Origin of the sequence: Streptomyces asoensis (assembly GCF_016860545.1) — a bacterium.
Taxonomy (GTDB): Bacteria; Actinomycetota; Actinomycetes; order Streptomycetales; family Streptomycetaceae; genus Streptomyces; species Streptomyces asoensis.
The window spans coordinates 660,491-680,784 of the sequence record NZ_BNEB01000001.1 but is presented as its reverse complement, the minus strand read 5'-3'; the positions used below and the strand labels follow the sequence as shown (position 1 = coordinate 680,784).

The 20,294-nt window shown below is 73.6% G+C and carries 17 protein-coding genes; 14 read left to right on the top strand and 3 right to left on the bottom strand.

Going from position 1 to position 20,294, the window contains the following annotated elements:
- Nucleotides 1-8: 8 nt before the first annotated feature.
- The 3 genes from Saso_RS02955 (at nucleotide 9) to Saso_RS02945 (ending at nucleotide 2,205) form a co-directional block, all read left to right on the top strand.
- Complete coding sequence (locus Saso_RS02955; protein ID WP_189917664.1) at nucleotides 9-254, top strand: hypothetical protein; 246 nt, start codon at nucleotides 9-11, stop codon at nucleotides 252-254.
- A 140-nt stretch (nucleotides 255-394) separates the two neighbouring features.
- Nucleotides 395-1,384 carry a DNA polymerase III subunit delta gene (gene holA, locus Saso_RS02950; protein WP_189917662.1) on the top strand — a complete coding sequence of 330 codons (990 nt, stop codon included), beginning with the start codon at nucleotides 395-397 and terminating at the stop codon, nucleotides 1,382-1,384.
- 425 nt (nucleotides 1,385-1,809) lie between these two features.
- Nucleotides 1,810-2,205: a nuclear transport factor 2 family protein gene (locus Saso_RS02945; protein WP_189917660.1), complete on the top strand. Its 396-nt coding sequence runs from the start codon at nucleotides 1,810-1,812 to the stop codon at nucleotides 2,203-2,205.
- A gap of 254 nt (nucleotides 2,206-2,459) precedes the next feature.
- On the opposite strand, the gene rpsT is transcribed toward Saso_RS02945, so the two are convergent.
- Nucleotides 2,460-2,726, bottom strand: a complete 267-nt coding sequence (gene rpsT, locus Saso_RS02940) for a 30S ribosomal protein S20 (RefSeq protein ID WP_020127768.1) — start codon at nucleotides 2,724-2,726, stop codon at nucleotides 2,460-2,462.
- 271 nt (nucleotides 2,727-2,997) lie between these two features.
- Between rpsT and lepA the strand changes: the two genes are divergently transcribed.
- The 5 genes from lepA to hemW all read left to right on the top strand — a co-directional run bounded on the left by lepA (nucleotide 2,998) and on the right by hemW (nucleotide 12,205).
- Nucleotides 2,998-4,866 (top strand): translation elongation factor 4, encoded by a 1,869-nt coding sequence (gene lepA / locus Saso_RS02935; protein ID WP_189917658.1) that lies wholly within the window; start codon nucleotides 2,998-3,000, stop codon nucleotides 4,864-4,866.
- 245 nt (nucleotides 4,867-5,111) lie between these two features.
- Nucleotides 5,112-6,986 (top strand): AMP-dependent synthetase/ligase, encoded by a 1,875-nt coding sequence (locus tag Saso_RS02930; RefSeq protein ID WP_189917656.1) that lies wholly within the window; start codon nucleotides 5,112-5,114, stop codon nucleotides 6,984-6,986.
- A 661-nt stretch (nucleotides 6,987-7,647) separates the two neighbouring features.
- Nucleotides 7,648-9,687 (top strand): SpoIIE family protein phosphatase, encoded by a 2,040-nt coding sequence (locus tag Saso_RS02925; protein WP_189917654.1) that lies wholly within the window; start codon nucleotides 7,648-7,650, stop codon nucleotides 9,685-9,687.
- A gap of 75 nt (nucleotides 9,688-9,762) precedes the next feature.
- On the top strand, nucleotides 9,763-10,902 hold the full coding sequence (locus Saso_RS02920; protein ID WP_189917652.1) for a Dyp-type peroxidase: 1,140 nt from the start codon (nucleotides 9,763-9,765) through the stop codon (nucleotides 10,900-10,902).
- 70 nt (nucleotides 10,903-10,972) lie between these two features.
- A complete protein-coding gene (gene hemW, locus Saso_RS02915; RefSeq protein ID WP_189917650.1) occupies nucleotides 10,973-12,205 on the top strand; it encodes a radical SAM family heme chaperone HemW in 1,233 nt (410 codons plus the stop codon).
- Between the two features lie 1,131 nt (nucleotides 12,206-13,336).
- On the opposite strand, the gene Saso_RS02910 is transcribed toward hemW, so the two are convergent.
- Both Saso_RS02910 and Saso_RS02905 read right to left on the bottom strand, forming a co-directional pair.
- The gene (locus Saso_RS02910) at nucleotides 13,337-14,200 is read right to left on the bottom strand and encodes a DUF3097 domain-containing protein (RefSeq protein ID WP_229901009.1); all 864 of its coding nucleotides are present in this window, start codon (nucleotides 14,198-14,200) and stop codon (nucleotides 13,337-13,339) included.
- A gap of 31 nt (nucleotides 14,201-14,231) precedes the next feature.
- Nucleotides 14,232-14,948 carry an MBL fold metallo-hydrolase gene (locus Saso_RS02905; protein ID WP_189917648.1) on the bottom strand — a complete coding sequence of 239 codons (717 nt, stop codon included), beginning with the start codon at nucleotides 14,946-14,948 and terminating at the stop codon, nucleotides 14,232-14,234.
- 159 nt (nucleotides 14,949-15,107) lie between these two features.
- Here Saso_RS02905 and hrcA point away from each other — a divergent pair, with 159 nt between their 5' ends.
- The 6 genes from hrcA to Saso_RS02875 all read left to right on the top strand — a co-directional run bounded on the left by hrcA (nucleotide 15,108) and on the right by Saso_RS02875 (nucleotide 20,257).
- On the top strand, nucleotides 15,108-16,124 hold the full coding sequence (hrcA, locus tag Saso_RS02900) for a heat-inducible transcriptional repressor HrcA (protein ID WP_189917646.1): 1,017 nt from the start codon (nucleotides 15,108-15,110) through the stop codon (nucleotides 16,122-16,124).
- On the top strand, nucleotides 16,125-17,261 hold the full coding sequence (dnaJ, locus tag Saso_RS02895) for a molecular chaperone DnaJ (protein ID WP_189917643.1): 1,137 nt from the start codon (nucleotides 16,125-16,127) through the stop codon (nucleotides 17,259-17,261). It begins immediately after the preceding gene.
- A gap of 121 nt (nucleotides 17,262-17,382) precedes the next feature.
- A complete protein-coding gene (locus tag Saso_RS02890; RefSeq protein ID WP_189917642.1) occupies nucleotides 17,383-18,471 on the top strand; it encodes a nitronate monooxygenase in 1,089 nt (362 codons plus the stop codon).
- Nucleotides 18,468-19,214, top strand: a complete 747-nt coding sequence (locus tag Saso_RS02885) for a 16S rRNA (uracil(1498)-N(3))-methyltransferase (RefSeq protein WP_189917640.1) — start codon at nucleotides 18,468-18,470, stop codon at nucleotides 19,212-19,214. Before Saso_RS02890 ends, Saso_RS02885 begins: the two co-directional genes overlap by 4 nt.
- Before the next feature lie 27 nt (nucleotides 19,215-19,241).
- Nucleotides 19,242-19,634 (top strand): VOC family protein, encoded by a 393-nt coding sequence (locus Saso_RS02880; RefSeq protein ID WP_189917639.1) that lies wholly within the window; start codon nucleotides 19,242-19,244, stop codon nucleotides 19,632-19,634.
- 125 nt (nucleotides 19,635-19,759) lie between these two features.
- Nucleotides 19,760-20,257: a hypothetical protein gene (locus Saso_RS02875; protein ID WP_189917638.1), complete on the top strand. Its 498-nt coding sequence runs from the start codon at nucleotides 19,760-19,762 to the stop codon at nucleotides 20,255-20,257.
- The last annotated feature ends 37 nt before the right edge of the window (nucleotides 20,258-20,294 follow it).

Below are 20,294 nucleotides of genomic sequence, written 5' to 3'. Positions count from 1 at the left end.
TGGTCCCCGTGAGCGATGTGAGACATGTGCTGGTGCTGCCCGACCGCGACGCCGCGGAGGAGGCGGCCCAGGCGCTCGGTGAGCGGTTCGGGGTGCGCGAGGAGCCGAGGATCGTCCGGGACGCGCTGGCGGGGGAGGACGACGCGGAGGACGCGCAGTGGCTCGTCCTGCTGCGGGACGAGGAGGAGCGGCTCGACGCGGCGGCGCTGGACGAGTTCGCGGGCGAATGGGAAGGCTGGCGGGAGGAACCCTGACCCGGCGCCCCGGCGCCCCGGCGCCCCGGCGCCCCCCTCGCCTCCCTGACCCGGCGATCCCTCGCCCCCGGTGGCCCGGCGCCCCCGCGGCCCCCTGACCCCGGGGTGGGATGTCAGTGGGGCGTGGGATGCTTTGCGAGATGGCCAGGAAGACTGCGAACGACGATCTGCTCGCCCCGGTGACGCTGGCGGTGGGCCAGGAGGACCTGCTGCTCGACCGTGCCGTCCAGGAGGTGGTGGCGGCCGCCCGGGCCGCCGACGCCGACACGGACGTACGCGACCTGACCTCCGACCAGGTGCAGCCCGGCACGCTCGCCGAGCTGACCAGCCCCTCGCTGTTCGCCGAGCGCAAGGTCGTGATCGTCCGCAACGCGCACGACCTGTCGGCGGACACGGTCAAGGACGTCAAGTCGTATCTGGGGTCGCCGGCCGAGGAGATCACCCTCGTGCTGCTGCACGCGGGCGGGGCCAAGGGCAAGGGCTTGCTGGACGCCGCGCGCAAGTCCGGGGCGCGGGAGGTGGCCTGTCCGAAGATGACCAAGCCGGCCGACCGGCTGGCCTTCGTGCGTCAGGAGTTCCGGGTCACCGGGCGGTCGGCGACGCCCGAGGCGTGCCAGGCGCTCGTCGACGCCATCGGCAGTGATCTCCGGGAGTTGGCGTCGGCGGTGTCCCAGTTGGTCGCCGATGTCGAAGGGACCATCGACGACGCGGTCGTCGGGCGGTACTACACGGGGCGGGCCGAGGCCTCCAGCTTCACCGTCGCCGACCGGGCGGTGGAGGGACGGGCGGCCGAGGCGCTGGAGGCGCTGCGCTGGTCGCTGTCGACCGGGGTCGCGCCGGTCCTGATCACCAGTGCGCTCGCCCAGGGGGTGCGGGCCATCGGCAAGCTGTCGTCGGCGCGAGGTGGCCGGCCGGCCGATCTGGCCCGGGAGCTGGGCATGCCGCCCTGGAAGATCGACCGGGTGCGTCAGCAGATGCGCGGCTGGACCCCCGACGGCGTGGCCGTCGCCCTGCGGGCCGTGGCCGAGGCGGACGCGGGAGTCAAGGGCGGCGGTGACGATCCCGAGTACGCCCTGGAGAAGGCCGTCGTGGCCGTCGCGCGGGCGGCGAGGTCCGGAGGACGCGGCTGACCACGCCCGCCAGACACCCGCGGGTTCGCTTCCGCTCAGTGCCCGGAGCCCTCGTCGGCTCGGCGCCGGAAGCCCACCTTCCGATCACCGCCGCGGGCCCGCTTCCGCTCGTCGCCGGGAGCCCTCCTCGGCTCGTCGCCGCGAGCCCGTTTCCGCTCAGCGCCCGGAGCCTTCGTCGGCGCGTCGCCGCGGGCCCGCCTCCGCTGGGCGCCCGGAGCCCTCGTCGGCTCGTCCCCGCGAGCCCGCTTCCCCTCGGTGCCGGAGGCCCACCTTCCGATCACCGCCGCGAGCCCGCCTCCGCTCGGCGCCGGGACGGGCGTCCGCTGTGAATCCGTGGCGTGATCCAGTCGCCGTTCCCCCCGCGCGGAGGAGAATCGGACGTACCAGCCGCACATCGCCGGCGTATGCGAAAGGTGGCGATCGACATGGCTGAACACCCGCACGCGGCTCTCGTCCGCAGGGGGTACGAGGCCTTCACCCGCGGGGACATGGACGCCCTGCGCGGCATGATGACGGGGGACTGCACGCATCACGTGCCCGGTTCCCACATGCTCTCGGGGGACTTCAAGGGCCTCGACGCCGTGATGGAGATGTACGGCAAGCTGTTCTCGGAGACCGGTGGGTCGTTGCGCGTGGACCTGCGCACCGTGCTCGTCGACGGCCGCGGGCACGCCGTCTCCCTGCACCGCGTCACCGCCGACCGCAACGGCAAGCACCTGGAGGACGACGGGGGCATCGTCTTCCGGATCGTCGGCGACAAGATCAGCGACCTCGACGAGTGCGTCGCGGACATCGACACCAGCGACGCCTTCTGGGCGTGATCGGCGGCTCCCGGCAGCCGGAAGGGTCCCCCACAGCCGGAAGACGCAGCCGGAATAGCTCCTGGCAGCCGGAAGGCCCCGGCCGGCGCCCTGGGGAAGGGCGGCGGCCGGGGCCTCACGGTTCACTTCGATCAAGCTGGTGAGCCCGTACCCGCGTGGCGAACGCAGGCCGCGTACAGGCTCGGGATGCCGGACGGGAGCGGATGAGAGAGGGCCCGCTCTGGTCCTTCCGGCGGTCAGATCAGATAAGGGGTTCAGCCCTTGAGGGTCTCGACCTTCGAAGCAAGCGCCGACTTCTTGTTGGCGGCCTGGTTCTTGTGGATGACGCCCTTCGAGACGGCCTTGTCGAGCTGACGCGCCGCGGCGCGCTGGTACTCGGTGGCCTTCTCGACGTCACCCGCGGCAGCGGCCTCGCGGGCCTTGCGGATCGCGGTCTTCAGGGAGGACTTGACGGCCTTGTTGCGCAGCCGAGCCTTCTCGTTGGTCTTGATCCGCTTGATCTGGGACTTGATGTTCGCCACGAATGAGCCTTTTCAGGTTCAGGCACGAGCCCTTACGGGTCCCGTACCGATGAGTTTCCGAGATGCCCGCGGAGATCTCCGGAAGAGTGTTCTCCGAGAGGTTCTCCGAGGAGGAGTGCCTCGTGCTGAGAGGGCATGAGACACAGCTGCCCAGACTACCAGTGGCTCCGCGAGTGGCCCAAACCGGTCCCCGGTCGCCGCCCGTGGGACCATGGAGCCTACGTATCGATCCGACCCGAGGCACAAGGCGCCTCAAGAGACAGGACCCTGCGTGCCCGCGATCCCTAACAATGTGCCCGAGCCGAGCCGTACCGCCCCGGCTCTGATCCGCAATTTCTGCATCATCGCGCACATCGACCACGGCAAGTCCACGCTCGCCGACCGCATGCTCCAGCTGACCGGCGTCGTCGATCAGCGGCAGATGCGCGCCCAGTACCTCGACCGCATGGACATCGAGCGCGAGCGCGGCATCACCATCAAGTCCCAGGCCGTGCGCCTGCCCTGGGCCCCGAGTCAGGATCCGGGCAACACGCACATCCTCAACATGATCGACACCCCGGGGCACGTCGACTTCACGTACGAGGTCTCGCGCTCGCTCGCGGCCTGTGAGGGCACCGTCCTGCTGGTCGACGCCGCCCAGGGCATCGAGGCCCAGACCCTCGCCAACCTGTACCTGGCGATGGAGAACGACCTCAAGATCATCCCCGTGCTGAACAAGATCGACCTCCCGGCGGCCCAGCCCGAGAAGTTCTCCGAGGAGCTCGCGAACCTCATCGGCTGCGACCCGGAGGACGTGCTCAAGGTCTCCGCGAAGACCGGTATGGGCGTCGAGGCCCTGCTGGACCGGGTCGTCGCCGACGTCCCCGCCCCGGTCGGCGTCCAGGACGCCCCGGCGCGCGCCATGATCTTCGACTCGGTCTACGACTCCTACCGCGGTGTCGTGACGTACGTGAGGGTCGTCGACGGGCAGCTCAACAAGCGCGAGCGGATCCGGATGATGTCCACCGGCGCGACCCACGAGCTGCTGGAGATCGGTGTCTCGGCCCCCGAGATGAAGCCGGCCGACGGCCTCGGCGTCGGCGAGGTCGGCTATCTGATCACCGGTGTGAAGGACGTCCGGCAGTCCAAGGTCGGTGACACCATCACCACCCTGAGCAAGGGCGCCACCGATGCCCTCGGCGGGTACAAGGACCCCAAGCCGATGGTGTTCTCGGGTCTGTACCCCCTCGACGGTTCGGACTACCCGGAGCTGCGCGACGCGCTCGACAAGCTCCAGCTCAACGACGCCGCGCTGGTCTACGAGCCGGAGACCTCCGCGGCCCTGGGCTTCGGATTCCGCGTCGGCTTCCTCGGCCTGCTGCACCTCGACGTGATCCGTGAGCGGCTGGAGCGCGAGTTCGGGCTCGACCTGATCGCCACCGCGCCCAACGTGGTCTACCGCGTCGTCATGGAGGACGGTTCCGAGCACACGGTCACCAACCCGAGCGAGTTCCCCGAGGGCAAGATCGACGACGTGTACGAGCCCGTCGTACGCGCCACGATCCTCGCGCCCTCCGAGTTCATCGGGTCGATCATGGAGCTGTGCCAGACCCGGCGCGGCACCCTGCTCGGCATGGACTACCTCTCCGAGGACCGGGTCGAGATCCGCTACACGCTCCCGCTCGCGGAGATCGTCTTCGACTTCTTCGACCAGCTGAAGTCCAAGACGCGCGGCTACGCCTCCCTGGACTACGAGCCCACCGGCGAGCAGGCCTCCAGCCTGGTCAAGGTCGACATCCTGCTGCACGGCGACAAGGTGGACGCGTTCTCCGCGGTCACCCACAAGGACGCGGCCTACGCGTACGGCGTAAGGCTCGTCGCCAAGCTGCGCGAGCTCATCCCGCGGCAGGCCTTCGAGGTGCCGATCCAGGCGGCCATCGGCTCCCGGGTCATCGCCCGCGAGACGATCCGCGCCATCCGCAAGGACGTCCTCGCCAAGTGCTACGGCGGTGACATCTCCCGGAAGCGGAAGCTGCTGGAGAAGCAGAAGGAAGGCAAGAAGCGGATGAAGATGGTGGGTTCCGTGGAGGTTCCGCAGGAGGCCTTCATCGCCGTCCTGAGCAGTGACGACAGTGCGGGATCCGGCAAGGGCAAGAAGTAGCCACGGCCGAGGCCGGTAATTCAGGGCACACCCGGGGCCCGTCGCGCTGTGGCGCGGCGGGCCCCGGGGCTGTACTCAGGAGAAAGTGACCGCCCGGGGCCCCTTACGCGCTGGCCAGTCGCCCTTTACTCTGATCCCTGCTCGGTAGTTACTCGTGAGTTAAACAACAGCCGCCGTCAACACAGCCGCGCGTCGTACGACGCCGCAACGAGCCAGCCGCACCGTCGCGGGTCCCGGAGGATGTCGTGAGCGACACACAGACACTGATCGAGAACCGTCCGCCGTCCGTCGCGGGCCTCTTCCTGGAGCGCGTGGCGGCCACGCCCGACGCGGAGGCGTACCGGTACCCGGTCCCCGCCGCGTCCGGGTCGGGCCCCGACGACTGGAAGTCGCTGACCTGGGCGCAGGCCGCCGAACGGGTCTACGCGATCGCGGCGGGCCTCATCGAGCTGGGTGTGCGGGCCGAGCAGCGGGTGGCGCTCGCCTCCTCCACCCGGCTCGAGTGGATCCTCGCCGACCTCGGCATCATGTGCGCCGGCGCCGCCACGACCACGGTCTACCCGCAGACCAACGCCGACGAGTCGGCGTTCATCCTGTCGGACTCCGAGAGCCGGGTGCTGATCGCCGAGGACGCGGCCCAGGTCGCCAAGGCGGTCGAGAAGCGCGCCGAGCTGCCCGCCCTCACCCATGTGGTCGTGATCGACCCGGCCGGTGTCGAGACCGCCGACTGGATCCTCACCCTCGACGACCTCGAGAAGCGCGGCGCCGCCCGGCTGGAGAAGGAAGCGGCGCTGATCAAGGAGCGGGTCGGCGCGATCACCAGGGACCAGCTCGCCACCCTCATCTACACCTCCGGCACCACGGGCCGCCCCAAGGGCGTCCGGCTGCCGCACGACAACTGGTCGTACATGGCGAAGGCGATCGCCGCGACGGGCCTGGTCGGTCCCGACGACGTGCAGTACCTGTGGCTTCCGCTCGCGCACGTCTTCGGCAAGGTCCTCACCTCGGGTCAGATCGAGGTCGGGCACGTCACCGCCGTGGACGGACGCGTCGACAAGATCATTGAGAACCTGCCCGTCGTCCGCCCGACGTACATGGCGGCCGTCCCGCGCATCTTCGAGAAGGTCTACAACGGGGTCGCCGCCAAGGCCCGCGCGGGCGGCGGCGCCAAGTACAAGATCTTCCAGTGGGCCGCCGAGGTCTCCCGCGAGTACGCCAAGGCCGCGCAGGACAACTTCCGGCGCACCGGGACCGTCGCCGTCCCGTTCGGGCTCGGCGCCAGGCACAAGATCGCCGACGCGCTCGTCTTCGCCAAGATCCGTGAGGCCTTCGGCGGCAACCTGCGGGCCTGCGTCTCCGGATCGGCGGCCCTCGCGCCGGAGATCGGCTACTTCTTCGCCGGCGCCGACATCCACATCCTCGAGGGCTACGGCCTGACGGAGTCCTCCGCGGCCTCCTTCGTCAACCCGGGCGAGGCCTACCGCACCGGCACGGTCGGCAAGCCGCTGCCCGGCACCGAGGTGCGCATCGCCGAGGACGGCGAGATCCTGCTGCGCGGCCCCGGCATCATGGAGGGCTACCACGGGCTCCCCGAGAAGACCGCCGAGGTCCTGGAGGCCGACGGCTGGTTCCACACCGGCGACATCGGCGAGCTGTCGCCCGACGGGTACCTGCGCATCACCGACCGCAAGAAGGACCTCATCAAAACGTCCGGCGGCAAGTACATCGCGCCCGCCGAGGTCGAGGGACAGTTCAAGGCGGTGTGCCCGTACGTCTCCAACATCCTGGTGCACGGCGCCGACCGGAACTTCTGCACGGCGCTCATCGCCCTCGACGAGGTCTCCCTCCTCGACTGGGCGAAGGACAACGGGCTGGAGGGGAAGTCGTACGCGGAGGTCGTCGCCGCGCCCGTCACCGTGGAGCTCGTCGACGGCTACGTCAAGCAGCTCAACGAGGGTCTCCAGCGCTGGCAGACCATCAAGAAGTTCCGGCTGCTGCCCCGCGACCTGGACGTCGAGCACGGCGAGATCACGCCCAGCCTGAAGCTGAAGCGGCCCGTCGTCGAGCGGGAGTACAAGCACCTCATCGACGAGATGTACGCGGGATCGCGCGAGGCGTGAGCGGTTCGCACGGAGCGTGAGGCGGGGCCCGGGCCCGCGCGGGGACGTCCGCCCCGCGCGGGCCCGAGCACGCGGGCACACCACGATGCCCCCGGCGCGCGCCGGGGGCATCCGGCTTGGCGGAGGGCGCAGCCACGGCGGTCGCGGGCGCTGTCACGTGAGCGGTTGCGCGGCGGGCTCCGGCGCGGTGTGTCAGACGCAGCCATGGCGGCGGGAGACGCAGTATCGGCGGCGGGAGGCGCAGTCACGGTGGCTGCGGGCGCTGCCGCCGTCGCGCCAGAGGCTGCCATCACGCGTCGGGCTCGGGCAGGACGTGACAAGGGCTGTCGGGCGCGGCGGGCGGCGGGCAAGCGTGCGCGGAGGCCGTCGCCGTCCGCGGGGGCCGGTGCGGCGACGGTGGTGTCACGGCCGACGGACAGGGCGCGGCGGGGTGCGCTGTGGCGTGCAGGGGTGGTGCGGGGCGTGCACACGCGTGGGTCGCGCGGGGCGTGGGCGAAGCGCGAACGCTCGGATTACGCCCCTCAAGCGTGCGTCATCGAACACGCGCGTGCACATGCACAGCACGGTTCCCGGCAAGGACGGCCCACTTCGGTAACCCACCGCTCACGGGCGGGACCGGTCTGTCACCCTGTGGGCATCCGAACCGTCCGGGGAGCTGCGCATGGGGGCCATTCCGACGCAACGGGAGACCGCCTCCCGTGCCCACGGCGTGCCCGCGTCCCCGCATCCGCTCCCGGCCCGTACGACCCTGACCGGCGGCCCCCTCTCACCCGGCGCCGCCCGCGCACTGGTGCGCACCACCCTGGCGGAATGGGCCGGCCTCGGCCTGCTCGGCGGCGAGGAGCCGGGGGAGCGCCTCGCGCAGGACGTGACGCTCGTCGTCAGCGAACTCGTCACCAACGCCGTCGTGCACGCCGGAACCGACGTCGGCCTGGAATGCCGGCTCGAAGAGGCACCGGATCGGCCCGGTCCCCCGGGCGGCGGCTGTCGCGCGGTCGTCGTCGAGGTCTGCGACCACCACCCCTCGCGCGCCCCGCGTGACGGTGCCCTGGAGCCGTCGTACGGCACGCCGGAGTACGGGCGCGGCCTGCGCCTGGTCGCGGCGCTCTCCGACGCCTGGGGCGTGACGTACCGCAAGGGGGCGAAGACGGTCTGGGCCAGGCTGCTGCCGACGCCCGCCGACCCCGAGGAGCCCGACGAACCCGGCGAGCTCGGCGAGCCGGGGCGGATCGAGGACCGCGCCGGGTCCGCGGAGCACCGGCGGCCGGCCGAGCCCGACGGGCCGGTCCTCGCCGCCCGCCCCGGCCGGGGGCCCGACGCGCCCCGGGGACCCGCGCACGGCCCCGCCCACGGCTGCGCGCCGGGGCTGCTCGAGGCCCTGGCCCCCGCACCGCGGCCGGTCGGGGGACGGGACCGGGAATGGCTCAACCGCGGCGCGCTCTCCTTCCTCGCCGAGGCGTCCGACCTGCTCGCCGGGCAGCTCGACGAGGACCTGGTGGCCGCCCTGACCGGCCAGCTGCTCGTGCCCCGGCTCGCCGACTGGTGCGCGGTGTGGCTGGAGGACGAGGTGAGCGGGCGCGGTGAGTGGGCCGGCGGCCCCGGGCCGCGGCTGGCCCGGGTCTGGCACGGCTGCGAGGGCCGGGTGGAGGAACTGCGCCGGGCCCTGGAGAAGGACCCGCCGTGCCCGCCGGACGGCGGCCCGCGTTCGGGGCCCGAGCCCTTCCCCTGGCCCGGCGCGGTGCTCGGCCCGCCGGGCGCGGCCCTCGCCTACCGGCTCATCGCGGGCGGCCGGCCGCTGGGCACGCTGGTCATCGGACAGGCCGGACCGCACGCGTTCCCCGACGAGGTCACCGGGCTCGTCGAGGACCTCGGGCGCCGGGTGGCGCTGGCGATCGGCGCGGCCCGTCAGTACGCCCGCCAGGCCACCATCAGCGCCGTGCTGCAACGAGGGCTGCTGCCCGGCGCGGTCGCCGAGATCCCCGGGGTGCGCAGCGCCCTGGTGTACGAGCCCCGTGAACAGGGCGGACCGAGCGGGGACTTCTACGACCTGTTCCCGGCGGGAGACGGCCGCTGGTGCTTCGCGGTGGGCGACGTGCAGGGCAAGGGGCCGGAGGCGGCGGTCGTCATCGGGCTCGCCCGGCCCTGGCTGCGGCTGCTGGCCCGCGAGGGGTACGGCGTGGCGGACGTCCTGGACCGGCTCAACCAACTGCTCCTGGACGACGCGACGGAGGCCGCCGACGCCGCGGCCCGCGCCTTCGTCGGCCCCACCGGGCCGGGCGAGGGTCCGCAGACCCGTTTCCTGTCCCTCCTCTACGGCGAACTGGCGCCCTTCGAGGGAGGGGTCCGCTGCACGCTCGCCTCCGCCGGGCACCCGCTGCCTCTGCTGCTCGCTCCCGACGGCTCGGTGGCGACGGCCGGGCGCCCGCAGACCCTCCTCGGGGTCATCGAGGACGTCAGCTACACCTGCGACAGCCTGGAGCTGAGAGCCGGCGACAGCCTGCTCTGCGTCACCGACGGCGTCACGGAACGACGCTCGGGCTCCCGGCAGTTCGACGACGACGACGGCCTCGCCGCCGCGTTGGCGGGCTGCGTCGGCCTGGACGCGCAGCTGATCGCCGAGCGCATCCGGCACCTGGTGCACGACTTCGGCGCACAGCCGCCCGAGGACGACCTGGCACTGCTGGTGCTCCAGGCGGAGTAGGCCCCCCAGGGCCGGCCCGCGCCGGGCGGGCGGGGGAGACCGGGGGGACGGAACCGCCGATGTATCGTCCGGTTTGTGCTGAAGGCGAAGAATGCCGCATCCGGGTCGCCCACCCGCCGACGGGTGCTGATCGCCGGCGCCGGCGCCGGGATCGGGCTGACCACCGTCACCGCCTGTGCCCGGGACGCCGAGCCGCCCGAGGACGCCCGCGGGCCCGGTTTCCACGGTCCGCGTCAGGCCGGGGTGACCACCCCGCGCCAGGCCACCGTGCTGCTCCTGTCGTACGACCTCGATCCCGGCCTGCGGGGCGCGGCGGGCGCGCGTGCCCTGAAGGCGGTGTTCGAGGCGTGGACGGACGCCCTCGCGCGGACGACGGGGTCGGACGCCTCACGTGCCGCGCGCCTCACCGCCACCGTCGGCATCGGCCCCGGCCTCCCGGCCCGCCTGGGGCTGCGCGCACCGGCCGCCCTGCGCGGCCTGCCGCCGTTCCCCGGTGACCGGCTCGACCCCGCCGGGTCCGGCGGCGACGTGCTCGTACAGCTCTGCGCCGACAGCACGGACGCCACCGAGGCGACCGGCGAGACCCTGACCCGGCTGGCGGGGGACGCCCTGCACGCGCGCTGGCGGCAGGACGGCTTCCTGCCCCCGGCGTCCGACGGCGGCGCCCCGCGCGACCTGCTCGGCTTCCGGGACGCGCCCTCGGGACTCACCCCCGAGGAGTGCGAGCGCTGGGTGTGGTCGGGCAACGCCACCTGTCTCGTCGTACGCCGTGTCCACCTGCGGATCGAGGACTTCGCGCGGCTCGCCGAACACCGGCAGGAGGAGATCGTCGGCCGCCGCCGCTCGACCGGCGGCCCGCTGGACGGCGGCTCCGGGAACGCGGCGGCCGGGAGCGCCGGGGCCGGCCTCCCGTCCGGGACCGCGCGGGACGCGCACGGCGCCCCCGTCCGCTCCCACGCGCGGGCGGTCGACCCCGCTCTCGACGGCGGTGCCCGGATGCTGCGCCGCGCCTACTCCTACGCCGACAGCCCCACCGACCAGGGGATGCTGTTCCTCGCGTTCATGCGGGACCCCGCGCTGTTCGCCCGGGTGCAGCGCAGGATGGCCGCCCAGGACGAGCTGAGCGGCTTCATGGAGGCCCGGGGCTCCGCGGTGGCCCACGTCCTGCCGGGGGCCCGTCCGGGGCGTCCGCTGGGCGCGGACCTGCTGGGCTGACGGGAGCGGGCCCGTGGGGGTGGGGGCCGGGGCGCCGGGAGGGGTGCCGGTGTGCGGGACAATGGGCGGTATGCCTTCCGCACTTCCCGACGGTGAGCCGGTCCCCGACGACGGCGCACTCCCCGCGCACGCGCTCGCCGGGGCCGCCGACCGCCCCCTCGGGTTCTACCTGCACGTCCCGTACTGCGCGACCCGCTGCGGGTACTGCGACTTCAACACCTACACGGCGACCGAGCTGCGGGGCACCGGTGGGGTGCTCGCCTCCCGCGACAACTACGCCGACACCCTGATCGACGAGGTCCGGCTGGCCCGCAAGGTCCTCGGCGACGACCCGCGCGAGGTCCGCACGGTCTTCGTCGGCGGCGGCACGCCGACCCTGCTCGCCGCCTCCGACCTCGTCCGGATGCTGGGCGCGATCCGTGACGAGTTCGGTCTCGCGCCGGACGCGGAGGTGACGACGGAGGCCAACCCGGAGTCCGTCGACCCGGCCTATCTGGACACGCTCCGGCGGGGCGGCTTCAACCGGATCTCCTTCGGCATGCAGAGCGCCCGGCAGCACGTGCTGAAGGTGCTCGACCGCACGCACACCCCCGGCCGGCCCGAGCGGTGCGTGGCCGAGGCCAGGGAGGCGGGCTTCGACCACGTCAACCTGGACCTGATCTACGGCACCCCGGGCGAGTCGGACGACGACTGGCGGGCCTCGCTGGACGCGGCCCTGGGCGCCCGTCCGGACCATGTGTCGGCGTACGCCCTGATCGTCGAGGAGGGCACGCAGCTCGCGCGCCGCATCCGGCGCGGCGAGGTGCCGATGACCGACGACGACGTCCACGCCGACCGGTACCTGATCGCCGAGGAGACCCTCTCGGCGGCGGGTTACGACTGGTACGAGGTGTCGAACTGGGCGACCTCGGAGGCGGGCCGCTGCCTGCACAACGAGCTGTACTGGCGGGGCGCCGACTGGTGGGGCGCCGGGCCGGGCGCGCACTCGCACGTGGGCGGCGTGCGCTGGTGGAACGTCAAGCACCCGGGGGCGTACGCGGGGGCCCTGGCGGCGGGGCGGTCGCCGGGGGCCGGACGCGAGCTCCTGACGGACGAGGACCGGCGCGTGGAGCGGATCCTGCTGGAGCTGCGGCTGCGCGACGGCGTGCCGCTCGACCTGCTGCGGCCGCAGGGACTCGCGGCGTCGCGCCGCGCCCTGACGGACGGGCTGCTCGACGGCGGCCCCTACGACGGCGGCCGCGCCGTGCTCACCCTGCGCGGCCGACTGCTGGCCGACGCGGTGGTCCGCGACCTGGTCGACTGACCCCCGGCCTGCCGGCCGCCCCGGCCAAGGGCCCCGCTCTCGCAGCTGCCCCGCGCTGCCCCGGTCTCGCGGCCACGGGGCTCGGCCTGGCGGCTGCACCCGCCCGGTCTCGCTGCTGTCCCGCCCCGGCCTCGCGGCCGTCCCGCGCTGCCCCGGTCTCGCGGCCACGGGTCTGGGCCTCGCGGCCGTCCCGGCCACGGGTCTCGGCCTGGCGGCTGCCCCCCCCGGCCCTGGCCTCGCGGCTGTCCCGCGCCGCCCCGGTCTCGCGGCCACGGGTCTGGGCCTGGCGGCCGCCCCGGCCACGGGTCTCGGCCTGGCGGCTGTCCCGCCCGGTCCCGCGGCTGTCCCGCCCGGTCCCGCGGCTGTCCCGCCCCGGCCTCGCGGCCACGGGTCTGGGCCTGGCGGCCGTCCCGGCCACGGGTCTCGGCCTGGCGGCCGTCCCGGCCACGGGTCTCGGCCTGGCGGCTGCCCCCCGCCCGGTCTCGCGGCTGTCCCGCGCCCGGTCTCGCGGCTGTCCCGCGCCCGGTCTCGCGGCCGTCCCGCGCCGCCCCGGTCTCGCGGCCACGGGTCTGGGCCTGGCGGCCGTCCCGGCCACGGGTCTCGGCCTGGCGGCTGCCCCCCGCCCGGTCTCGCGGCTGTCCCCCGCCCGGTCTCGCGGCTGTCCCGCGCCCGGTCTCGCGGCCGTCCCGCGCCGCCCCGGTCTCGCGGCCACGGGTCTGGGCCTGGCGGCCGCCCCGGCCACGGGTCTCGGCCTGGCGGCTGTCCCGCCCGGTCCCGCGGCTGTCCCGCCCGGTCTCGCGGCCGTCCCGGCCGCGGGCCCTGGCCTCAAGGCCGCCGCGGTAGCGGCATCACGGTCCCGGCCGCTGCGGGTATCCCGGCCACCGGCCCATGCGCCAGTGGTCACCCGGACCCGGCCCGGGGCCTCACGGCCGCCGCAGCCACCCCGCCCACGGGCTCATGGGCTTCGGGCGCCAGGGCGCCCCGGCCCACCGCTGCCGCGGCAGCGCCATGACGGCCGCCGCCGCCGCGGCCGTGCCGGTCACGGGTATTCAGGCCCTGGCCCCGCAACCCCCGGACACGGATCCCCTCCCCGGACACGGCTCGCCGACTCGCGGGCCCGCGGTGGTGGGCCTACGGGGTCACGGTGACGAAGTCGATCAGTTCCTCGACGCGGCCCAGGAGTTCCGGTTCGAGGTCGCGGTAGGAGGTCACGCGTTTCAGGATGGCCTGCCAGACCGCGCCCGTGTTCTCCGGCCAGCCCAGGGCGCGGCACACGCCCGTCTTCCAGTCCTGGCCGTGCGGCACCCGGGGCCAGGCCGCGATGCCGACGGAGGACGGCTTCACGGCCTCCCAGATGTCGATGTACGGGTGACCGACGACCAGGGCGTGTTCACTGGTCACGGACTGCGCGATGCGCCACTCCTTGGTGCCCGGGACGAGGTGGTCCACGAGGACGCCCAGCTTCGCGTCGGGGCCGGGCGCGAACCCGTCGACGATCGACGGCAGGTCGTCCACGCCCTCCAGGTACTCCACGACCACGCCCTCGACGCGCAGGTCGTCCCCCCACACCTTCTCGACCAGCTCGGCGTCGTGCCGGCCCTCGACGTAGATGCGGCCGGCCCGGGCGACCCGCGCGCGGGCGCCGGGGACGGCGACGGACCCCGACGCGGTCCTGGCAGGTCGCACGGGACCGCCGGACGCGGGCCGTACGAGGGTCACGGCCTTCCCCTCCAGCAGGAACCCGCGGGGCTCCAGCGGGAACACCCGGTGCTTGCCGAAGCGGTCCTCCAGGGTCACCGTGCCCGCCTCGCAGCGGATCACCGCCCCGCAGAAGCCGGTGCCGGGCTCCTCCACCACCAGACCGGGCTCCGCCGGGACCTCGGGGACCGGCTTCGGCTTCTTCCAGCCGGGGGTCAGGTCCGGGGAGTACGTGCGGGACCGCGGGCCCGTGGGGCCCTCGCCGGAAGGGCGGTGGTGGGAGACGGGTGGGCGCATTCGGATGACGATAGGAGAAGCCCGGGGGCGATCACGGCGACACGCCGAAACGCGCGCGCAACGCGTCCCGCTGCGCGCGCACGAAGGCCGCGTCCACCACCGCCCCGTGACCGGGGACGTACAGCGCGTCCTCGCCGCCGAGGCCGAGCAGGCGGTCCAGGGCCGCGGGCCACCGGGACGGTACGGCGTCGGGTCCCGCCTGCGGCTCGCCCGACTCCTCGACCAGGTCGCCGCAGAAGACCGTCTCGGGGTCGCCGGGGACCAGGACGACCAGGTCGTGCGCGGTGTGGCCGGGGCCGACGTTCGCCAGCAGGACCTGCCGGCCGCCGCCCAGGTCGAGGGTCCACTCGCCGGAGACGAGGTGCCGCGGCCGGACGAGCGTGTCCGCCGCCTCCGTGGCCGCCGTCTCCCCGAGACCGTTGCGCACCGCGTCCTCCCGCAGTTCCCCGGCCGGCACGGTGTCCACGCCCACCGCGCCGAAGACCTCCGCGCCCGCGAACGCCCCCGCCCCGAACACATGGTCGAAGTGCGGGTGGGTGAGCGCGAGATGGGTCACACGGCAGCCGGTGAGTTCCTCGGCCTCGGTCCGCAGCCGCACGCCCTCCGCCAGGCTCGACCCCGCGTCGATCATGAGTGCCGCACCCGCCCCGACGACCAGCCCCGCCGTGCAGTCCCAGCCCGGCAGCCGCACCCTGCCGACCCCCGTCGCGAGCCGCTCCCATCCGAGCTCTTCCCAAGTCACCGTCATACCGCGACGCTAGCCCTACGACGCTGCCCCGTGGGCCGACCTTGCCCCGGGTGTACCCCACAGCCGTACACTGGGCCGGGGAATGCTGGCACTCGGATGTGAAGAGTGCCAGGCGAGGCGCCCAGGGGACTGGGGACGACTGCTGGAGGTGTGCGCGCGATGCTGAGTGAACGCAGGCTCCAGGTGCTGCGCGCCATCGTCCAGGACTACGTGGGCACCGAGGAACCCGTCGGGTCGAAGGCGCTCACGGAGCGGCACAGCCTCGGTGTCTCCCCGGCGACGGTCCGCAACGACATGGCCGCCCTGGAGGACGAGGGGTACATCGCCCAGCCGCACACCAGCGCCGGGCGGATCCCCACGGACAAGGGCTACCGGCTGTTCGTCGACAAGCTGGCCGGCGTCAAGCCGATGACCGGTCCCGAGCGGCGCGCCATCCAGAACTTCCTCGACGGCGCCGTCGACCTCGACGACGTGGTGGCCCGCACGGTACGGCTGCTCGCGCAGCTCACCCGGCAGGTCGCCGTCGTGCAGTACCCGTCGCTGACCCGTTCGACCGTGCGGCACGTGGAGCTCCTCGCGCTCGCGCCCGCCCGTCTGATGCTCGTGCTGATCACGGACACCGGGCGGGTCGAGCAGCGGCTGGTGGACTGTCCCGCGCCCTTCGGGGAGGCCTCCCTGGCGGATCTGCGCGCACGGCTCAACAGCCGGGTCGCGGGCCGCCGGTTCAGCGACGTGCCGCATCTGGTGGAAGACCTGCCGGAAGCCTTCGAGGCCGAGGACCGCGGCACGGTCACGACGGTGCTCTCCACCCTGCTGGAGACGCTCGTCGAAGAGAACGAGGAGCGGCTGATGATCGGCGGTACCGCCAATCTCACCCGCTTCGGACATGACTTTCCCCTCACCATCCGACCCGTCCTGGAGGCACTGGAGGAGCAGGTCGTGCTCCTCAAGCTCCTTGGCGAGGCGGGGGATTCGGGCATGACCGTACGCATCGGTCACGAGAACGCCTATGAGGGACTCAACTCCACTTCCGTGGTGTCGGTCGGCTACGGTTCGGGCGGCGAAGCAGTCGCCAAGCTGGGCGTGGTCGGACCGACCCGCATGGATTACCCGGGAACGATGGGAGCGGTACGAGCGGTGGCACGGTACGTCGGACAGATCCTGGCGGAGTCGTAGGTGGCCACGGACTACTACGCCGTTCTCGGCGTGCGCCGCGACGCGTCGCAGGAAGAGATCAAGAAGGCCTTCCGGCGGCTCGCACGCGAGCTGCACCCGGACGTCAACCCGGATCCGAAGACCCAGGAGCGGTTCAAGGAGATCAACGCCGCTTACGAGGTGTTGTCGGACCCGCAGAAGAAGCAGGTCTACGACCTCGGCGGCGACCCGCTGTCGCAGTCGGGAGGCGGCGGCGCGGGCGGCTTCGGCGCCGGTGGCTTCGGGAACTTCTCGGACATCATGGACGCGTTCTTCGGGACGGCGTCGCAGCGCGGTCCGCGGTCGCGCACCCGGCGCGGCCAGGACGCGATGATCCGGCTGGAGATCGACCTCGAGGAGGCGGCCTTCGGCACCACGAAGGACCTCCAGGTCGACACGGCGATCGTCTGCTCCACGTGCAGCGGCGAGGGCGCCGCCCCCGGCACCACGGCCCAGACGTGCGACATGTGCCGCGGCCGCGGTGAGGTGTCGCAGGTGACACGGTCCTTCCTGGGCCAGGTCATGACCTCGCGGCCGTGCCCGCAGTGCCAGGGCTTCGGCACCGTCGTGCCGACCCCGTGCCCCGAGTGCGCGGGCGACGGCCGGGTCCGCTCGCGCCGCACGCTGACCGTGAAGATCCCCGCCGGTGTCGACAACGGCACCCGGATCCAGCTGGCGGGCGAGGGCGAGGTCGGCCCCGGTGGCGGCCCCGCCGGTGACCTCTACGTCGAGATCCACGAGCTGCCGCACGCGATGTTCCAGCGGCGCGGCGACGATCTGCACTGCACGGTGACGCTGCCCATGACGGCGGCGGCGCTCGGCACCAAGGTCCCGCTGGAGACGCTGGACGGGATGGAAGAGGTCGACATCCGGCCCGGCACCCAGTCCGGCCAGTCGATCCCGCTGCACGGCCGGGGCGTCACGCACCTGCGGGGCGGAGGGCGCGGCGACCTCATCGTGCACGTCGAGGTCCAGACGCCGAGCAAGCTCGACCCCGAGCAGGAGCGGGTGCTGCGGGAGCTGGCCAAGCTGCGCGGCGAGGAGCGGCCCACCGGGCAGTTCCAGCCCGGACAGCAGGGTCTGTTCTCCCGCTTGAAGGACGCCTTCAACGGCCGGTGACGGCGCGGGCGCGGGGACGTTCACGCGTCCCCGCCGCCCCTTCCCCTCCCGTCCCCGGGAGGCATGTGCCGGTGGGAAGGGTCGATTCGGACTTGTTCGGAGGACGTGACAACATGCCGTCATGTCCTCCGCACTGACCGATCTCTTCCCTCATCCGATCGTGCAGGCCCCCATGGCGGGCGGTGTCTCCGTCCCGCGTCTGGCGGCCGCCGTGTGTGAGGCCGGCGGGCTGGGATTCCTGGCCGCCGGGTACAAGACGGCCGACGGTGTCTACCAGGAGATCAAGCAGCTGCGGAGCCTCACGGCCCGTCCCTTCGGCGTGAACCTGTTCATGCCGCAGCCGGACTCGGCGGAGACCGGCGCCGTCGAGGTCTACGCCCACCAGCTGGCCGGCGAGGCCGCCTGGTACGAGACCGAGCTCGGCGACCCGGACAGCGGCCGCGACGACGGGTACGACGCCAAGCTCGCGGTGCTGCTGGACAACCCGGTGCCGGTGGTGTCGTTCCACTTCGGCATCCCGAGCGGTGAGGTCCTGGAGGCCCTGCGCCGCGCCGGAACGTTCACCCTGGTCACGGCGACCACCGCCGAGGAGGCGCTCGCCGTGCAGCGGGCCGGCGCGGACGGTGTGATCGTGCAGGGCGTGGAGGCCGGCGGACACCAGGGCACCCACCGGGACAACCCGGAGACCGGCGGCTCGGGCATCGGACTGCTCGCGCTGCTCGCCCAGGTCCGCGAGTCGGTCGCCCTGCCGCTCGTCGCCGCGGGCGGGATCATGCGCGGCGGCCAGATCGCCGCGGTCCTCGCGGCCGGCGCGAGCGCGGCCCAGCTGGGGACCGCGTTCCTCGTCGCGTCCGAGTCCGGCGCGCACGCCGTGCACAAGCGGGCGATGACCGATCCGCTCTTCACGCGCACCGAACTGACCCGCGCCTTCTCCGGCCGGCCCGCCCGGGGCCTGGTCAACCGCTTCCTGCGCGAGCACGGCCCCTACGCGCCCGCCGCCTACCCGGAGGTCCACCACCTCACCGCTCCGCTGCGCAAGGCCGCCGCCCAGGCGGGCGACGCGCAGGGCATGGCGCTGTGGGCGGGACAGGGCCACCGGCTGGCCCGCGAACTGCCCGCCGGCCGGCTGGTGGAGATACTGATGTCCGAACTCGCCGCGGCCCGGACAGCGTTGTCGGCGTTCCCGGCCGGGGACGGAGGCCTCTCGTGACCGCCCCCGTCTTCGTCGTCGACGCACTGCCCGCGGCCGGGCCCGCGTTCGTGCTGGACGGCCCCGAGGGCCGGCACGCCGTCTCCGTGAAGCGGCTGCGGGCCGGCGAGGAGGTCGTCCTGACCGACGGCGCCGGACGCTGGGCCCGGGGCGAGGTCGTCGCGGCCGAGGGCAAGGACCGGCTGGTGCTGGACCTCGGCGAGGTGACGGAGGAGGCGGCCGAGTCGCCCCGGATCACCGTCGTCCAGGCACTGCCCAAGGGCGACCGGGGCGAACTGGCCGTCGAGACGATGACCGAGACCGGCGTCGACGCGATCGTGCCGTGGGCGGCCGCGCGCTGCATCACCCAGTGGAAGGGCGAGCGCGGTGCCAAGGCGCTCGCCAAGTGGCGGGCCACCGCCCGCGAGGCCGGCAAGCAGTCCCGCCGGGTCCGTTTCCCCGAGGTCGCCGACGCGGCGACGTCCCGGCAGGTGGCCGCGCTGCTCGCCGGGGCCGACTTCGCCGCCGTCCTGCACGAGGACCGCGACTACGGCAGCGCCCCCCTCGCCACCGCCGAACTCCCCGCCGAGGGCGAGATCGTGCTCGTCGTGGGGCCCGAAGGAGGCGTCTCCCCCGACGAGCTGAGGCTCTTCGAGGAGGCCGGAGCCCGCGCGTACCGGCTCGGACGGAGCGTCCTGCGCACCTCGACCGCCGGCACGGCGGCCGCGTCCCTGATCCTGGGCCGGACCGGCCGCTGGTCCTGACCCTGTAGGCCGTCCACCGGAGGACTCGTGGAATTCGCCCAAGTAAGACTGCTGGTCACCGACTTCACCGCCTGCTACCGCTTCTACGCCGACGTCCTCGGGCTCGAGCCGCAGTCGGGGGCCGAGCGCGGGCCGTACGAGAAGTTCTCGCCCACGACCGGCTCGACGGGGATCGCCATCCAGGACCGCGCGATGATGGCGGAGGTGCTCGGCGAACTGCGCGGTCCGGCCGACGGCCACCGCTCCCTGGTGGCCCTGCGCGTCGACGACCTGGACGCCGTCTGCGCCCGGATCACCGCCCGCGGCGCCACCCTCGTCCACGGGCCCGCCCCGATGACCGACCGGATGCGCGTCGCCCACCTCAAGGACCCGGAGGGCAATCTGGTGGAACTCCAGGAGTGGCTGCTGCTGCGCGGCTGAACGCGACGGCGGTGGAGGTGGGTTCCGCGGCGGCCGCCGTCGCTCGTATGTTCCCGGTGGGTCCCGCGCGATCGTGACCGCATACGGGCTACCGCCCCGCCCGCCCGGATGGCACGCTGCCGTCCATGGGGGCATCGAGGCGTCTACTGCTTCTCCCGTCGGCGGCCGTGGCGGTGGCCGCACTCGTGGCGTGCGAGCCGGGCGGGCTGAGCACCATGTCCGTCGCCTACACCACCGACCAGGCCGCGACGGCGGAGATCCAGCGGCGGGACGTGCACGTGCGCTGGCTGACCTGCACGGCCCAGTACAAGGACCGCGAGAAGACGGAGAGCATCGCCTCCGTGGACTGCAAGGGCGAGACCTCCGACGGCCGGGACATCACGGTCCAGGGCCAGGTCACGCGGGCCGTCGACGGATCCTGTGTCCGGGGCGACCTCACCGCGACCGTCGGCAGGAAGCAGCTGTTCCGGGTGAGCGGGCTCGGTGACTGCGGGTCCGCCACGCCCTCGCCGGTCAAGCCGTCCGGCTCCGGCCGGCCCGGCGCCCGCCCCACGGTCACCGTGACCGTCACCGTCACCGAGACGGTGCGCGGGAACGGCGCCGGAGGCGGTGCGGGGAAGTGATCGAAACCCCTGACCAGCGCTCCCGCCGCTGCATACA

Coding starts and splice junctions, on each gene's coding strand:
- holA (WP_189917662.1), top strand. CDS start 395: ATGGCCAGGAAGACTGCGAACGACGATCTGCTCGCCCCGGTGACGCTG.
- Saso_RS02945 (WP_189917660.1), top strand. CDS start 1,810: ATGGCTGAACACCCGCACGCGGCTCTCGTCCGCAGGGGGTACGAGGCC.
- Saso_RS02925 (WP_189917654.1), top strand. CDS start 7,648: ATGGGGGCCATTCCGACGCAACGGGAGACCGCCTCCCGTGCCCACGGC.
- hemW (WP_189917650.1), top strand. CDS start 10,973: ATGCCTTCCGCACTTCCCGACGGTGAGCCGGTCCCCGACGACGGCGCA.
- Saso_RS02910 (WP_229901009.1), bottom strand. CDS start 14,200: ATGCGCCCACCCGTCTCCCACCACCGCCCTTCCGGCGAGGGCCCCACG.
- Saso_RS02905 (WP_189917648.1), bottom strand. CDS start 14,948: ATGACGGTGACTTGGGAAGAGCTCGGATGGGAGCGGCTCGCGACGGGG.
- hrcA (WP_189917646.1), top strand. CDS start 15,108: ATGCTGAGTGAACGCAGGCTCCAGGTGCTGCGCGCCATCGTCCAGGAC.
- Saso_RS02890 (WP_189917642.1), top strand. CDS start 17,383: ATGTCCTCCGCACTGACCGATCTCTTCCCTCATCCGATCGTGCAGGCC.
- Saso_RS02875 (WP_189917638.1), top strand. CDS start 19,760: ATGGGGGCATCGAGGCGTCTACTGCTTCTCCCGTCGGCGGCCGTGGCG.